13 protein-coding genes are annotated in these 15,643 nt (G+C 42.7%); 6 read left to right on the top strand and 7 right to left on the bottom strand.

Annotated elements, in window-relative coordinates:
- Positions 1–4: 4 nt before the first annotated feature.
- Entirely contained in the window at positions 5–955 is a 951-nt protein-coding gene (locus tag FTV41_RS01230; protein ID WP_179995957.1) for a sensor domain-containing diguanylate cyclase, read from the bottom strand.
- Positions 956–1,131: 176 nt separating this feature from the next.
- On the opposite strand from FTV41_RS01230, the gene FTV41_RS01225 reads away from it, so the two are divergent.
- The 6 genes from FTV41_RS01225 to secF all read left to right on the top strand — a co-directional run bounded on the left by FTV41_RS01225 (position 1,132) and on the right by secF (position 7,808).
- On the top strand, positions 1,132–1,887 hold the full coding sequence (locus FTV41_RS01225) for a DUF4303 domain-containing protein (RefSeq protein WP_179995956.1): 756 nt from the start codon (positions 1,132–1,134) through the stop codon (positions 1,885–1,887).
- A 74-nt stretch (positions 1,888–1,961) separates the two neighbouring features.
- Positions 1,962–3,020 carry an RNA-guided endonuclease TnpB family protein gene (locus tag FTV41_RS01220; RefSeq protein WP_179995955.1) on the top strand — a complete coding sequence of 353 codons (1,059 nt, stop codon included), beginning with the start codon at positions 1,962–1,964 and terminating at the stop codon, positions 3,018–3,020.
- Positions 3,021–3,311: 291 nt separating this feature from the next.
- Positions 3,312–4,442, top strand: a complete 1,131-nt coding sequence (tgt, locus tag FTV41_RS01215) for a tRNA guanosine(34) transglycosylase Tgt (RefSeq protein WP_004974942.1) — start codon at positions 3,312–3,314, stop codon at positions 4,440–4,442.
- Positions 4,443–4,545: 103 nt separating this feature from the next.
- Complete coding sequence (gene yajC / locus FTV41_RS01210; RefSeq protein WP_004974939.1) at positions 4,546–4,875, top strand: preprotein translocase subunit YajC; 330 nt, start codon at positions 4,546–4,548, stop codon at positions 4,873–4,875.
- Between the two features lie 51 nt (positions 4,876–4,926).
- Positions 4,927–6,822, top strand: a complete 1,896-nt coding sequence (gene secD / locus FTV41_RS01205) for a protein translocase subunit SecD (protein WP_179995954.1) — start codon at positions 4,927–4,929, stop codon at positions 6,820–6,822.
- A gap of 8 nt (positions 6,823–6,830) precedes the next feature.
- A complete protein-coding gene (gene secF / locus FTV41_RS01200; RefSeq protein ID WP_171525035.1) occupies positions 6,831–7,808 on the top strand; it encodes a protein translocase subunit SecF in 978 nt (325 codons plus the stop codon).
- A 90-nt stretch (positions 7,809–7,898) separates the two neighbouring features.
- Here secF and FTV41_RS01195 read toward each other — a convergent pair whose 3' ends face one another.
- The 6 genes from FTV41_RS01195 to FTV41_RS01170 form a co-directional block, all read right to left on the bottom strand.
- Positions 7,899–8,552, bottom strand: coding sequence for a 4'-phosphopantetheinyl transferase superfamily protein (locus tag FTV41_RS01195; RefSeq protein WP_179995953.1), 654 nt, complete (start codon positions 8,550–8,552; stop codon positions 7,899–7,901).
- A gap of 75 nt (positions 8,553–8,627) precedes the next feature.
- Positions 8,628–10,934 carry a bifunctional (p)ppGpp synthetase/guanosine-3',5'-bis(diphosphate) 3'-pyrophosphohydrolase gene (locus FTV41_RS01190; RefSeq protein WP_004974935.1) on the bottom strand — a complete coding sequence of 769 codons (2,307 nt, stop codon included), beginning with the start codon at positions 10,932–10,934 and terminating at the stop codon, positions 8,628–8,630.
- A 29-nt stretch (positions 10,935–10,963) separates the two neighbouring features.
- Positions 10,964–12,355 (bottom strand): 23S rRNA (uracil(1939)-C(5))-methyltransferase RlmD, encoded by a 1,392-nt coding sequence (gene rlmD, locus FTV41_RS01185; protein WP_179995952.1) that lies wholly within the window; start codon positions 12,353–12,355, stop codon positions 10,964–10,966.
- A gap of 6 nt (positions 12,356–12,361) precedes the next feature.
- Entirely contained in the window at positions 12,362–13,237 is an 876-nt protein-coding gene (locus FTV41_RS01180) for a 3'-5' exonuclease (RefSeq protein ID WP_004974933.1), read from the bottom strand.
- Positions 13,238–13,272: 35 nt separating this feature from the next.
- A complete protein-coding gene (cysM, locus tag FTV41_RS01175) occupies positions 13,273–14,205 on the bottom strand; it encodes a cysteine synthase CysM (protein WP_179995951.1) in 933 nt (310 codons plus the stop codon).
- 273 nt (positions 14,206–14,478) lie between these two features.
- Positions 14,479–15,540: an RNA-guided endonuclease TnpB family protein gene (locus tag FTV41_RS01170; RefSeq protein ID WP_179995950.1), complete on the bottom strand. Its 1,062-nt coding sequence runs from the start codon at positions 15,538–15,540 to the stop codon at positions 14,479–14,481.
- Positions 15,541–15,643: the final 103 nt, after the last annotated feature.

Raw genomic sequence — 15,643 nt, 5'->3', positions numbered from 1 at the left:
TCGACTAAACACAAGACTGTGTCAGATACTGCACCTGATTACGTCCTTTGTTTTTTGCCAAATACAACAATTCATCGGCTGAATGCAGAAAATCGACCACATTGTGATACTGCTGATTTTGGTGATAGCTATTTACACCAATACTCACAGTAACTTGGGTCGTCTCCCCTGTCTTGGTATGTGGAATTTCCAGCGCATATACTGCCTGCCTAAAGTTTTCAGCAAGTTGTACAGCATCTGCCAATGGTGTTTCAGGCAATAGCACCACAAACTCTTCACCACCAAAGCGAGCCACAAAGTCAGATGCACGCTCAAAGTGTTGTTTAAGCAACTGCGCCACACTAATCAAACAATGATCACCCTGTAAATGTCCATAATTGTCGTTATAAGGCTTGAAATGGTCGATGTCGATAAACAAGAGAGACAATGCATGTTGATGACGCACAGCACGTTTAAATTCGTTTTCTATACGCTCACTGAGCGCCTTTCGATTGGCAACCAAGGTCAGCGGGTCTTGTAAGCTCAAAGCCAGATTTTTGCGACTCAACGCTTCGAGTTCCAACTCCATTTGTTTACGCGCAGAAATATCAAACATAAACCCAATAATCGCCACAGTTTCGTTATTTTCACGAATCACATGCACAACATCACGAATCCAGACATAATCTCCTGTAGCGGTTAAGGCACGATAATCCGCTTCGTGGTCTGTGCCTTGATCGGACAGACTCACACACATATTCACGGTCTTGTCCCGATCTTCAGGATGCATCCGATCAATCCAATCTTGTGCAGTTTTCCAGCTGTCTTGCGTCCAACCCAGTAAAGACTCAATTTGTGGGCCAATATAGCTAAAAGCTTTGGTTTTCCAGTTAATCTGCCACGGAATTGCATTCGTGGTTTCCAAAAGTGTTTTATAGAATTGGTCTTCTTTTAGTGCACTGTTTAATTCACTCATAGCCCACCTCTATGAATTGATTTTAATTACAATTTAACAACTTAAGTGAGCTTTGACTACAATTTGTTTTGTCTTATTGACATTTTTCTCAGCTTTGACACAATCATGAGGTTGAGCAAAATATAAACAACAATTGCTCAAAACATAAATCCCAAAATAAAAAGTAAGCCGATAAAATGTTAGAACATATTCAGAACCTGAAAAACACCCTCATTCAAGAGTTTTTCCAACTCTATGAGCAATATGAACAAGACCAAATTTATGCCTTTGTACTGGTCTTTAATGAATATCTTGGGGTCGATTATTTAGCTGTTTCAAGCCAACGCAACCTGTTTAATGAACAGGAAGATGAAGCACAATATTTATCTGAAGTAAATAAATGGAATATAGAAAAATGGCGTTATCGCACTCAAGCCAACAATTCTAGCGGTCTGCATCAATTTAAAAATATTTTTGCAGATTATTTTAAACAGCGACATATCTATGGCAATCCTCTGCTGAATTCCAATGACACGCTGCAATACAGCCATCTTGAACTTTTACTGGATATATTTCAGCAGGCTAAACAATCTTTATCGGGCGCTTATGGCTTAGATTTAAGCCAAATTCTGTTTTTTATTCATGTGCCCAAACAGGTCGATGTAGAAATCCACTCAGCGCAATTTCTAAACACTCCAAGTGCTTTGCTCGATGAATTCCTGCACAACAAAGCGCCTCAAACCACGATGGAACAATCCACCGCACAACCCAAGCTCAAACTACAACAAGTGGATAAAGACTTGCTGATTGATCTGGCACAACTTTTAGAAGTGGAACCGTATGATTATTTGAGCATTGCACATGAAGCCTATTTGCTCACATTAGAACCGAGTTTTATCACTTGGAGCGTAAAACCTCGTGGTTCAGCACGAGGATATAAGCGACTGGCGTAAGCCATACGACATGGAATGTCGTATTAAATATCTTTGTTGTTCATTACTTAAAATATTATTGTTAAAATAAGCACATGAAAACACTTAAACTCCGCATAAAAGACAAACACGCAAAGGTGCTGATTAAATTAGCATCTGAGGTGAACTTTGTTTGGAATTATGTGAATGATTTAAGTTTTAAGCACCTAAAAAGAAAAGGTGAGTTTCTATCTGCATTTGATATTGCTCAATACACCAAAGGCGCATCTAAAGAGTGTGGTTTGCACAGCCAAACCATACAGGCTGTCACCGAAGAATTAATCACACGCAGAAAGCAGTTTAAGAAAGCCAAACTCAAATGGCGTGTTAGCAACAAGAAGTCAGCAAGAAAATCACTTGGATGGATACCGTTTAAGAAAGTAGCGATCAAATACGCTGATGGATATGTTCAATATGGTAAACATCAATTCAAACTATGGGATAGCTATGGATTAAGCAAATATGCTGTTAGAACTGGTTCATTTGTTGAGGACAGCCGTGGGCGTTGGTACGTGTGCCTTGTGGTCGATTCATCGAATCAAGAAAAACCAACAGCAACCAAAGCCATAGGTATTGATCTAGGTTTAAAAGATATTGCAACCTGTTCTGATGGTACGGTTATTTCAAACCCCAAGTTCTATCGCCAATACGAAAAGAAATTAGGTATTGCTCAACGAGCAAGGAATAAAAAACGTGTACGTGCATTACACGCCAAGATTGCAAATTGCCGTAAAGACCATTTGCATAAGGCAAGTACATTACTTGTTAAAAATAATGCACTCATAATTGTAGGTGACTTAAGTGCCAAAAAGCTTGTAAAAACTAAAATGGCAAAGTCTGTTTTAGATACAGGGTTTTCAGCACTAAAAACAATGCTCAAGTATAAATGCGAGAACGCAGGGGTAATGTTTGAAGAAGTCAATGAAGCCTATACCACCCAAATCTGTTCGTACTGCGGTGAGATCACCTCAAGTAGTCCGAGAGGTAGGACAGGTCTTGGAATAAGAGAATGGTCATGTGAGTGTGGTGTCACTCACGATAGGGACTTAAATAGTGCCATGAACATTCTTGCGCTTGGGCATAAGCGTCTAGCTGTAGGAATCACCTCCGTTTAAGGGAGGTGAGGATGTCAATGACAGTAATTTATATATTCAGCGTTTAATTCAGCACGTTGCTGCAATGGACAATCATGAACAAGGTGAAATTGCCTTACATAAAGAAATTACCCAACGTATTCAGCAATTTTACGCCATGTAAGCACAATGGATTTGAACAAAATATTTACTCGCAATTTTTACCAAGGAAAACGTATCTCAACTGGCAATTCCGTGCAGAATCTAGGAAAATATTGCACTTTTAGCATGAACAATCAGCGAACTGTTTTTTCGCCTTGATTTGGAACATATATGAAGTTTGAGAAATTAGGTCAGTCGGGGCGCGCCCGTCGTGGTCGTTTAACACTTGCTCATGGTGTGGTAGAAACCCCTGTGTTTATGCCTGTGGGGACGTATGGCACAGTCAAAGGCATGCTGCCACGCGATATTGAAGAAATTCAGGCACAGGTTATTTTAGGCAATACCTTTCATTTATATTTGCGTCCAGGGCTAGAAGTGATTCAGCAACACGGCGGTCTACATGAATTCATCAAATGGGATAAGCCTATTTTGACTGACTCTGGTGGCTTTCAGGTGTTTAGCTTAGGCGCAATGCGTAAAATTAAAGAAGAAGGTGTGACCTTCCGTTCGCCTATTGATGGCTCAAAGGTTTTTCTTTCGCCTGAAATCTCGATGGAAATTCAAAAAACTTTGAACTCTGACATCGTGATGATTTTTGACGAATGTACGCCTTATCCTGCAACGCATGAAGAAGCACAAAAATCTTTGCAATTGTCTTTACGCTGGGCAAAACGCTGTAAAACCCATCACCATGATGAACTACAAAACAGCAACGCGCTGTTCGGGATTATTCAAGGCGGTATGTACGAAGATTTACGTGTTGAATCTTTAAACGGCTTACTTGAAATTGGTTTTGATGGTTATGCCATTGGCGGTCTTTCGGTGGGTGAACCGAAAGAAGAAATGATCAAAGTACTGGATTATTTGCCAGCTAAAATGCCAGAAGATAAACCACGTTATTTGATGGGCGTCGGCAAGCCAGAAGATATTGTGGAAGCAATTCGTCGTGGCGTCGATATGTTCGACTGCGTGATGCCAACCCGTAATGCGCGCAATGGTCATTACTTTGTAACCGATGGCTTGGTGCGTATTCGTAACAGTAAGTATCGTCATGACCAAAGCCCGCTCGATCCGCATTGTGATTGCTATACTTGCAAGAACTTTACCCGCGCTTATTTGTTTCATTTAGAAAAATGTGGCGAAATGTTGGGGTCAATGTTGGGCACTATTCATAACTTACGTTATTACCAACGCTTTACCCAAGATATTCGCAATGCCTTAGATAACGGCACTTTCGATGAATTTGTACAGGACTTTTATGCCCGTCGTGGCCTAGAAGTACCGCCTTGTCCTGAAGATTAGTCTTTTCAGTATTTGCGCTGAGTAAAAAGACAAGGTAAATTGCAGAACAAACCCAATTTATTATCAGATCACTGATCGCCAGTTTTTAGTTTAGGAAAATGAAATGAGCCTTTTTATTTCGACCGCTCACGCAGCAGGTGAAGCTGCACAACAACCAAGCCTTGTGGCTAACCTTTTAATGATTGCAGTCTTCATTGCAATTTTCTACTTCCTGATTTGGCGTCCACAATCAAAGCGTGCCAAAGAGCATCGTACACTGATTGAAAGCTTGGGCGTAGGCAGTGAAGTGGTATTCGCAGGTGGTCTTATGGGTAAAATCACGAAAATTGAAGGTGATTTTGCAGTGGTAGAGCTGAACCGTGGTGTAGAAGTAAAAGTACAACGCGCGAGTGTCATTTCAGTTCTTCCTGAAGGCACATTAAACAACCTCTAATCAAAAAGAGTCGTGCTCACGCACGACTTTTTCATTTTAAGAAGAAAATAAATGCGTTACCCAGCATGGAAATATCTGCTCATCCTCGTTGTTCTTGTGGTGAGTACATTATATGCCCTGCCTAGCTTGTATCCAGATGAACCTGCTGTTCAAATTTCAGGTGCCAAAGCTGGTACCCAAATTGATCAAAGCATCATACAAAAAGCAGAGCAAATTTTACAATCAGAAAATATTGCCAGTCATGACAACAGCTTTACCAACAATGCTGCATTGTTGCGTTTAGACACCTCAGAAGCCCAACTCAAAGCCAAAGAAGCTTTACGTCGCGGTTTAGGTGATGACTATGTCGTGGCGCTGAACCTTGCGCCAACCACACCAGAATGGCTACAAAAAATTGGTGCAAAACCAATGAAACTCGGTCTGGACTTACGTGGTGGTGTGCACTTCTTATTAGAAGTGGATATGGACAAGGCCATCAGCCAGCGTATGGAAACTTCAGCCACCGATTTACGCCGTCAATTGCGTGACAACAAGCTGAAATTTAATAGCCTTTCGCTGAATAACAACACCATCACCCTACAGTTTGCCAATAATGCAGACCGTGATGCAGTGATGGATTTCTTGCGTCGTAACGGCAATGAATACACACAGCAAGCTGTAGCCACCACAGAAGGCTCTAGCTTACGTCTGAACTATACCGATGTCCGTAAACAGGAAATTCAGTCGTATGCGGTCAATCAGAACTTAACTACTTTACGTAACCGTATTAACGAGTTAGGTGTGGCTGAAGCTTTGGTACAAACTCAAGGTAGCAACCGTATTGTAGTGGAATTGCCAGGCGTACAAGATACTGCTGAAGCGAAGCGTGTACTCGGTCGTACTGCGAACCTCGAATTCCGTTTGGTGTCTGACTTAAATGATCAATATATTGATCCGTACACAGGTCAGACTACAGGTACAGTACCACCTGGCACAGAAGCGTTTGCCTTTGAATCGTTAGACAGTGGTCGCCAATTATTATTGAACCGCAGCCGTATTTTAACGGGTGAACGCGTTCAAAATGCGTCAAGTGGCTTTAGCCAAGATACAGGCGGTGCAGAAGTTAACATTACCCTAGATGCTGCGGGTGGTAAGCTCATGGCAGATGCGACGCGTAATGCTGTGGGTAAACGTATGGCGGTATTGTTTATTGAGAACAAACAACGTATTAGCTATGTGACCGATGAAAATGGCACACAAACTGAAGTACGTACTCCATACACAGAATCTGTAGTCATTAATGCTGCAACCATTCAGGCAGTATTGGGTTCACAGTTCCGTATTACAGGTCTAGATTCTCCACAAGAAGCCTCTGAATTGGCCTTAATGCTTCGTGCAGGTGCCTTGGCAGCGCCAATGTACTTTGTCGAAGAACGTGTGATTGGTCCAAGCTTGGGTCAAGAAAACATTGATAAAGGCGTATTGTCGACTCAGATTGGCTTCATTTTGGTTGCAATCTGGATGGTGGTGTTCTTCCGTCTGTTTGGTCTGATTGCCAACTTCGCTTTAGTGTTTAACTTAGCCATGATTTTAACCGTCATGTCTTGGATTGGTGCATCACTCACCTTGCCGGGTATTGCGGGTATCGTAATTACCATTGGTATGGCGGTAGATGCCAACGTCTTGATTTGTGAGCGAATACGAGAAGAAATTAAGTGGGGGGCCTCGCCCAAACAAGCCATTGTGGCGGGTTATGACCGAGCGTATAACACTATTTTCGACTCGAACTTAACCACATTCTTGGTGGCATTCATTCTGTTTGCGATTGGTACAGGTCCAATCAAAGGCTTTGCTGTGACGCTCATGATTGGTATTGTCTGCTCGATGTTTACTGCAATTACAGTGACCCGTGCAATTGTACAAATCATCTACGGCAAAAAACGTAACTTGAAAAAGTTGAGCATTTAAGGAGATCACTGATGACTGAGAATACTCAACTGCCTTCAAAAAAATATGGCCGCCCTGATGATGAGCGCGTGATTCCGTTTATGAAGATTGCTTTGCCTGCGGCATTGCTTTCTATTCTATTAACGGTTGCCAGTATCTTCTTCATTGCCACCAAAGGTTTAAACTTAGGTTTGGACTTTACTGGGGGTATTGCTGCAGAACTCAACTATAGCAATCCAGTAAAAGCCACCGATGTTTCTAACGCATTGGTCAAAGCAGGCTTTAACGACCCTGTGGTACAAACGCTTGGTTCAGACCGCGACCTAATGGTACGTATGCCTGTGCAAGAAGATGTTGAAGCAGAAGACTTAACCAAAGCAATTACTGCTGCGGTACAACTACCAAATAACACGGCAACTGTGCCAAAGGTAGATGTGGTTGGTGGTCAAGTCGGTAATGAGCTGTACGTACGTTCTGCGGGCGCTGTAGCTTTAGCGCTGTTATTGATGTTGGTATACGTCACCATTCGCTTTGAATTCAAACTGGCAATGGGTGCGGTACTGTCATTGTTCCACGATATTGTGGTGACACTGGGTATTTTTGCCATGATGCAATGGCCATTTGACCTGACTGTATTGGCAGCGTTATTGGCGATTATTGGCTTCTCACTCAACGATAACATTGTTGTATCTGACCGTATTCGTGAAAACTTCCGTAAAATCCGTGGTGCAACACCACTTGAAGTGGTAAACATTGCGCTGACAGAAACTTTACGTCGTACCATTCACACCTCTATGACCCTATTATTGGTTGTAGTCGCGATGATGCTCATGGGTGGTGATGGTCTGAAATGGTTCTCGATTGCGATGTTTGTGGGTGTCTTTGTCGGAACATATTCATCTATTTACATTGGTACAGCCTTTGCCTTATGGCGCGGTTTGAACCGTCAGGACTTCATTGTTCAAGTCAAACCTGAATTTGAAGGTGAAGAGCAAGAAATTCCTTAATGCATTTCTGCTGACACCAACATTCAAGCCTATCTTCGGATAGGCTTTTTTGTGCCTTAGCATTGCGATATTTACGCTGACGTTGCGATGTTAATGCTGAATAATATGAATCTGTGGAAATTGAAAGCCTGCGCAAGATGGTGCTGCTCGCCATGCCACGGTCAGCATACAATCTGCTAAACGAAAGTTTTGATAGGCAAAATGCCCAATCTGTGGATGATGACAAATGCCGCCCTGTGCATTGGGATGCATACGGGTATCCAGCTCATTGAGACTTAAACGAATGCCTAAACCCGAAGCTTTTAGCACAGCTTCTTTGGTGGTCCAAACTCGAAACCAATAGTCAGCATCGTGTTCCAAATCTTGCCAGTATTTGAGTTCATTGGGATGAAACGCATGCTGTGCCAAAGCATCAAAACGTACCTTACGTTCTAAGTCTTCAACATCTATACCTAGATCTTGTACCTGTAAGCTGCTTGCCAAAGCGTAATGTTGACGGCTATGGCTATGGTTAAACTGCAATTGAGGGAATGCCGTCAAAAATGGTTTGCCATGTAGGTTACGCTCAATATCGCTGTTTTGAATATCGTGTTCTAAGTATCCAGACAACAATTGATTCCGATGCCGATAAATCGCCTGTTTTTGTTGCTGAATCTGTTCATTGCGTGCAGTGCTTGGATCGGGGCTAAAAATCTGCTGAATGCGGCTAACATTCACACAAATTTTTTTAGGTGTTTTATTCATCCGCCCTTCTCCATTTTGGCTGAAATACGATAGAAAAAAACCAGCAAACATGCTGGTTTTTTAAAGCGTGCTCGCTTAGCTGCCTTGCACCAAACGACGTGCGCTGATAATCCCTGGTTGCTGCTCTAAACGTGCCAACAAACGAGAAAGTTGCGCCAAGCCTTTAACCTCAATTAACAATTTCATATTGGCGATACCATCACTTTCAGAAATAGTATTCACCTGACGAATGTTAATTTGATCGGCAAAAATCACTTGGGTTAAGTCTTTGAGCAAACCACGGCGGTCATAGGCTTCCACCACAATTTGCACGCTTTGACCACGGGTTGGCTGCATTTCCCAATCGGCTTCTACCGCACGTTCAGGTTCGTTGCCAATCATACGCACATAGTCCGAACACGCCACTTTGTGAATACTCACACCACGGTTCAGGGTAATATACCCCGCAATCGCTTCACCATGCACAGGCTGACAGCATTGTGCGATATGCAGTTCAACGTTATCCAAACCATCAATCAAAATGCCATGTGCCGATAAGGTATGGCTGGCACGTGGGTTCAAGGTTGGCTTCAACACCAGTTCAGGTTCATCCTGATCTAAGTGCATGTGACGATTGACCTGATTAATTAAGGCATGCAGGCTAATATCACCATTCACCAAACCAATCAGAATGTCTTCACCTGTTTTGACGTTAAAGTGATTGCAATAATCATTTAAATCAATACTTTTTGGATGAATCGCCAAACGTGACAGTTCTTTGTTGAGCACTTCACGCCCGACTTCCAGATTTTTACTGCGGTCTTGCTGTCTAAACCAATGACGCAGCTTATCGCGCGCACGTGCTGTTTTAATATAACCTAAAGAATTCACCAACCAATCACGGTTCGGTTCACGGTCTTTTTTGGTCAAAATCTCGACCTGCTCGCCTGTTTTTAAAGTATAGGTGAGCGGCACATAGCGCTGATTGACCCGTGCGGCATAGCATTTATTGCCGACTTCGGTATGCACATGATAAGCAAAGTCCAGCACCGTTGAGCCACGTGGCAATTCTTTAATATCACCATCACGGCTGAACACATAAATTTTCTCAAAATCTTCAAACTCTTGGATTTGTTCAAAATTTTCAGAATCATCATCTTCTTTATGTGCGCTGGCATCGTTACGTTCCTGATAATGCTCCAAAACAGAACGCAAAGAATGTAAACGATGATTAAACGAATGGTCTGTGGCTTTAGAACCTTCTTTATAATTAAAGTGTGAACATACCCCAAGCTCGGCTTCTTCGTGCATATCTAGGGTACGAATTTGCACTTCAAGCGACTTGTTTTCTGCAATTACGGCAGTATGCAATGAGCGATAACCATTGGCTTTTGGATTGGTAATGTAATCATCAAACTGGTGCGGAATATGCCGCCACAATTGATGTACGATGCCCAAAGAGTGGTAACACTCTGGAATGGTTTTCACCAAAACACGTACAGCACGAATGTCATAGAGCTGATCGAAGCTGAGGTTTTTACTCTTCATTTTTCGATAAATCGAATAAATGTGTTTCACCCGCCCGCTAATTTCGGCATGAATACCATTATTGCCCAGCTCTGTACGCAATTGCTCAATTACGTTCTGAATGTAGTTTTCACGCTCCAAACGCTTTTCATTCAGTAACGTCGCAATTTCTTTATAACGGTCTGGCGCCAAATAACGGAAGGCTAAATCTTCGAGTTCCCATTTCAGTTGGGCAATGCCTAAACGGTGTGCCAATGGCGAGTAAATGGTTAAAATTTCTCGCGCCACACGCTCCTGACGTTCTTTGGAAGCGGTTGCCAACTCACGTAATGAATAGGTACGTTCTGCCAGTTTAATTAGCACCACGCGCACATCTTCCGTCATGGAAATCAGCATTTTATAAATGCCTGTTAAATGTTCACGCTGGTTATTATTAAAATGGTCTTCTAAACGCTTATTTTTCTCAATCAGTTCAGACAACTTACCCATCGACAAGGTGCCTTTGATCAAGCCATAAACTGCTTCACCAAATTCTTCACGCACTTCATCTAACTGCATGACATTTTCACGCACGCTACGATAGAGCATGGCTGCAGACAAAGTGTCTTCATCGACATGCAAGTGCGCTAAAATATTCGCCATCTCAATACCTGTATATAAGGTATGCGATGGATGACTGACGTCTGTTTCCAGCTCTTTTTTCAGGGTGTAATTGGCAACGCGTTCTAATTGTTCAAGTGCCGCCCCATCGTAAATCCCGCGTACTCGGTCTAGCCATTCTGCTAAATCCTGTCGGGCTTGCTCGGCATGTTCTACAGTCGTTTCCTCAGACAGTTCATTTAAACGTCCAGGAAGTTGTTCACGTACTGTGACCATACCCTTCTCCTACCTCTATGTACTTCATATTATAAATCGTTTATTTGCTTTTCTTTCTCAAACAAGGCAATGGATTCGACATGCCCCGTATGCGGAAACATATCCATCACGCCTGCTTTTTTCAATTGATAGCCCTGCTTGACCAATACACCTGCATCCCTTGCGAGTGTGGCTGGATTACAAGACACATAAACGATTCTATCTGCGCCAAATTTGGGCACATAATACATCACTTCCTCTGCGCCTGAACGCGGAGGGTCAATTAATAATGCCTCAAATCCTTGATTTGCCCAAGAATGATGCGAAAAATCTTTTGTTAAATCTTGTGAATAAAACTTAACATTGTCTAAATCATTACGTTGTGCATTCTCTGCACCACGCTGCACCATTTGCTCTGAACCCTCTACAGCAACCACCTTTCCTGTTGCACCTACACAACGTGCAAGCGGCAATGAAAAGTTGCCTAATCCACAAAACAGATCAAGTACCCGATCACCTGATTTTAAGTTAAGCAAATCACATGCCAGCTTAACCATTTGTGGATTAATTGTAGAATTGACTTGGGTAAAGTCTTGGGGATGAAAGCCAAAATTCACATCAAAATCATCTAAACGATAATGCAAACGCATTGCTGCATGCGGATCATCAACCCGATGCAAACTGTCTGGACCTTCAGGCTGCAAATACAATTGCCAGTGTTTCTGTAGCGCAAACTGCTGTAACTGGTTGATATCGGCTGCAGATAGTTGTTCTGTATGCCGCACCACCAAAGCAATCTCTTGATCTCCCATCGCCAATTCTATATGACCAATATGGGCCTTGCCTGTTAGACTTTGGAGTAGCTGCTTGATTCGTGTTAACGAACCAAATGCCTGATCCAACACCATACAGCGGTCAATTGAGGTCAGTTTATTGCTATTGCGCTCACGAAAACCGACCACCAATTTGTCTTGACTGGCAATATAACGCACCCCAACACGGGCTTTGCAGCGATAATCTTCACGCTGTGAACGCAAAGGCGCTAACCATTCTTCAGGCTGAATTTGCGCAAAATGTTGCAGATGCGACTGCAACACCTGTTGTTTGAGATGAATCTGCTCATCCAACTGAATATGCTGCATGCTACAACCACCGCAACGCTGATAATGTGGACATTGTGGCGTAACCCGTAATGTCGAAGGCTCACCCAGCACTTCTAGACACTCGGCTTCTTCTAAGCGTTTGTTACTATGCGTAATTTTGGCGCGTACTGTTTCACCAGGCAATGCGCCCTCTATAAAAACTGTTTTCCCCTGCTTCTCGGCTGGATGACCCGACTGAGCTGTGTAGTGTGCAATCCCGCGCCCTTCATGTGACAACGATTCCACCTGAAAGCAATATTCAGCCTGCTGCGTGGTACGGTTTTTACTGCGATGTTTCATATCAGTCTAAATATCGGAAGATGGGGAAGATTGAAAAGGCATCACGGATTCATTTGAAGGCGTGGTGACACTTTGTTCAGGAAAATCTGTACGGGTAAATTCAGTTTGCTGCGAACTGTGCTGCCACACGCTTAAAAAGTCTGCATGCTGCGGCTGAGTATGCAAATATTGAATGGTATGCTGTACCCATAAAGTATGCTCTTCAAGCAGCAATTGCCCTTTGAGCAGCAGCCAACGCAAATAAATCAACCAAGTATTTAAGACATCGCCTTCACAATAACGCGTCAGCCTTGACCATTCGCCGCTTTGCATAAATGCAGGAACATGATAGCCCGCATCTACACGTTTACCCGGAAAACCTAGCAAATACGCAATGTCATCCAACTTTTGAAAATGACGACCATTAAACATTGCCATCACATCCATTAAATCGACATGACGCTGATGGTAACGGTTTTGATAATTGTTATAGCGCTTTTGCTGATCAATCTCGCCCTGATCAAATAAACTTGGTGCAGAGAGCCCGTGATACATGGCGCGGAATAAAATCACTGGCAAGTCAAACTGCGAACCGTTCCAACTGACCAAAGTCGGATGACGCTTATCAAAAATAGACAAAAACTTTTTCAGCATTGTCGCTTCGCTGTCGTGTTCACGGCTAAAGGAAAACAGCTTCATGCCGTGTTCATCAATCCACAAGCCTGAAATACACACAATTTCATGCAAAGGCAAACGCTGAAAATCGGTGCCCGCCTCTTGGCGACGCAACTTCATTAACGCTTGTTCAAGCTCTGCTTCGGGTAAATCAAGTTGATATAAATGCGCGCCTGACTTCAAATCGGTAACGGTTTCTATATCGAAAATCAGCACAGGTAAACGCATAAAATCTTACTCAATGGGTGATAGAAAAATGAATATCACGATTCAGCATCTTGAACAGAGAATAAACCTGTCGACAAATAACGATCACCACGGTCACAGATAATACAAACGACGACTGCTTCTGGGTTTTCTTCGGCAATTTTTAAAGCTGCCCATACCGCGCCGCCCGATGATGTGCCTGCGCTGATGCCTTCTTTTTGCGCCAATTTGCGCATGGTTTTTTCTGCTTCAATTTGCGGAATATCAATAATGCGGTCAACACGGCTGCGGTCAAAAATGGTTGGTAAATATGCTTCAGGCCAACGGCGAATCCCCGCAATGCTTGAACCATCTGATGGTTGTAAACCAATAATTTGAATCTCTGGGTTTTGTTCTTTTAAGTATTTAGACACACCCATAATGGTGCCTGTTGTGCCCATAGAGCTGACAAAGTGGCTAATTTTACCGCCCGTTTGCTGCCAAATTTCAGGCCCTGTGGTCAGGTAATGTGCTTCAACATTATCTGGATTCCCAAATTGGTTCAGCACCAAGCCTTTGCCTTCTCTCTGCATTTGCAAAGCCAAATCGCGTGCGCCTTCCATACCTTGTGCTTTGGTCACTTCAATCAATTCTGCACCATAGGCACGCATGGCATCTTTACGTTCTTGGCTCATATTATCAGGCATGATCAGCTGCATTTTATAGCCACGCATAGCTGCAACCATCGCCAAAGCAATACCGGTATTGCCACTGGTTGCCTCAATTAAAGTATCGCCTGGTTGAATTTCACCGCGTTTTTCTGCCTGCATAATCATGTTGTAGGCAGGACGATCTTTAACAGAACCCGCAGGGTTATTGCCTTCCAGTTTTGCCAAAACCGTTGCCTGCGTATGACTTGCCAAACGCTGTAAACGCACCAATGGGGTTTTGCCCACATAATGATCTAACAAAAATTCATCACTTTGGAAATCTGGTTGGGTATCAAGCATGGTCTGCACCAATATCAAGGTGGGCTTATTGTATGAAAATTTGCACCTTCCTGCACGTTTTTCACAGGCTTTTTATCAAAACAGCAATAGTCTGCCGACAATTTATGCATCACTTACTGCCTACACAATTCTAGGCAAGATGAACACAATTTCAGATTGTCTTTTGCGGGATGGATGCAAAAAAATGCACACCGATTGATTGCGAGATGCAGCTGAACCACTCGCACCAAACAGATGAAAACACAGTCAGGAGAATTGACATCCTCCCCCCCCTTAAAAGAGGGTGATTCCTACAGCTAGACGCTTATGCCCAAGCGCAAGAATGTTTAGAGCTGAGTTTATATCTCGATCATGAACTGTACCACAGCTCATGCACTCCCATTCTCTTATTCCAAGATCTGTCCTACCTTTGGGACTACTTGAGGTGATCTCACCGCAGCACGAACAGATTTGGGTGGTATAGGCTTCTTGGACTTCTTCAAACAATACGCCTGCGTTCTCGCATTTATACTTGAGCATTGTTTTTAGTGCCGAAAATCCTGTATCCAAAACAGATTTTGCCATTTTGGTTTTTACTAATTTTTTAGCACTCAAGTCACCTACAATAATCAATGCATTTTCATTCACAAGCTTGGTGCTTGCTTTATGCAAATGATCTTTTCGACTATTTGCAATCTTGGCGTGTAATGCACGAACACGCTTCTTATTCCTGGCTCTCTGAGCAATACCTAATGTCTGCTCATATTTTCGATAGAATTTTGGATTTGAAATTACAGTGCCATCAGAACAGGTGGCAATATCTTTTAAGCCTAGATCAATACCAATCGCTTTGGTTGCTGTCGATTTATCTTGCTTAGGCGATTCAACAACAAGACATACATACCAACGCCCACGGCTATCCTCTACAAATGAACCTGTTTTTAACGTGTATTTGCTTAAACCGTAGCTATCCCAAAGCTTAAATTGGTGTTTTCCATACTGGACATATCCATTGGCATATTTGATAGCCACCTTTTTAAAGGGAACCCATCCCAAAGAGCGCCTTGCTGATTTTTTATTGCTGACACGCCATTTCAGCTTTGCCTTTTTAAATTGCTTTCTTCGGGTGACTAATTCTTCAGTTACAGCCTGAATGGTTTGACTATGTAAATTACATTCTTTGGATGTGCCTTTCGTATATTTGGCAATATCAAAAGCAGAGAGAAATTCACCTTTCCGCTTCAAATGCCTAAACCCTAAATCATTGACATAATTCCAGACGAAGTTCACTTCTGATGCTAGTTGGTCTAACACCTTGCAATGTTTGTCTTTTATACGTAATTTAAGGGTTTTCATGTACTTATATTAACAATCAAAACTCAAGGAAAATAGTCCTTAGTTAAATCAAACGACACTTCATGTCGTGTCGCTTATATCTCTGACCTGAAGGACTGAGTTT

This window comes from Acinetobacter sp. YH16051 (genome assembly GCF_013417135.1).
Classification (GTDB): domain Bacteria; phylum Pseudomonadota; class Gammaproteobacteria; order Pseudomonadales; family Moraxellaceae; genus Acinetobacter; species Acinetobacter towneri.
Note: the sequence above shows the minus strand (reverse complement) of the source record. Positions and strands in the feature narration are given on the sequence as shown.

Excerpts from the sequence above, each read along its gene's own strand:
- FTV41_RS01220 (WP_179995955.1), top strand. The coding sequence starts at position 1,962 with ATGAAAACACTTAAACTCCGCATAAAAGACAAACACGCAAAGGTGCTG.
- yajC (WP_004974939.1), top strand. The coding sequence starts at position 4,546 with ATGAGCCTTTTTATTTCGACCGCTCACGCAGCAGGTGAAGCTGCACAA.
- FTV41_RS01180 (WP_004974933.1), bottom strand. The coding sequence starts at position 13,237 with ATGCGTTTACCTGTGCTGATTTTCGATATAGAAACCGTTACCGATTTG.
- FTV41_RS01230 (WP_179995957.1), bottom strand. The coding sequence starts at position 955 with ATGAGTGAATTAAACAGTGCACTAAAAGAAGACCAATTCTATAAAACA.
- secD (WP_179995954.1), top strand. The coding sequence starts at position 4,927 with ATGCGTTACCCAGCATGGAAATATCTGCTCATCCTCGTTGTTCTTGTG.
- cysM (WP_179995951.1), bottom strand. The coding sequence starts at position 14,205 with ATGCTTGATACCCAACCAGATTTCCAAAGTGATGAATTTTTGTTAGAT.
- FTV41_RS01225 (WP_179995956.1), top strand. The coding sequence starts at position 1,132 with ATGTTAGAACATATTCAGAACCTGAAAAACACCCTCATTCAAGAGTTT.
- FTV41_RS01195 (WP_179995953.1), bottom strand. The coding sequence starts at position 8,552 with ATGAATAAAACACCTAAAAAAATTTGTGTGAATGTTAGCCGCATTCAG.
- FTV41_RS01170 (WP_179995950.1), bottom strand. The coding sequence starts at position 15,540 with ATGAAAACCCTTAAATTACGTATAAAAGACAAACATTGCAAGGTGTTA.
- FTV41_RS01190 (WP_004974935.1), bottom strand. The coding sequence starts at position 10,934 with ATGGTCACAGTACGTGAACAACTTCCTGGACGTTTAAATGAACTGTCT.
- tgt (WP_004974942.1), top strand. The coding sequence starts at position 3,312 with ATGAAGTTTGAGAAATTAGGTCAGTCGGGGCGCGCCCGTCGTGGTCGT.
- rlmD (WP_179995952.1), bottom strand. The coding sequence starts at position 12,355 with ATGAAACATCGCAGTAAAAACCGTACCACGCAGCAGGCTGAATATTGC.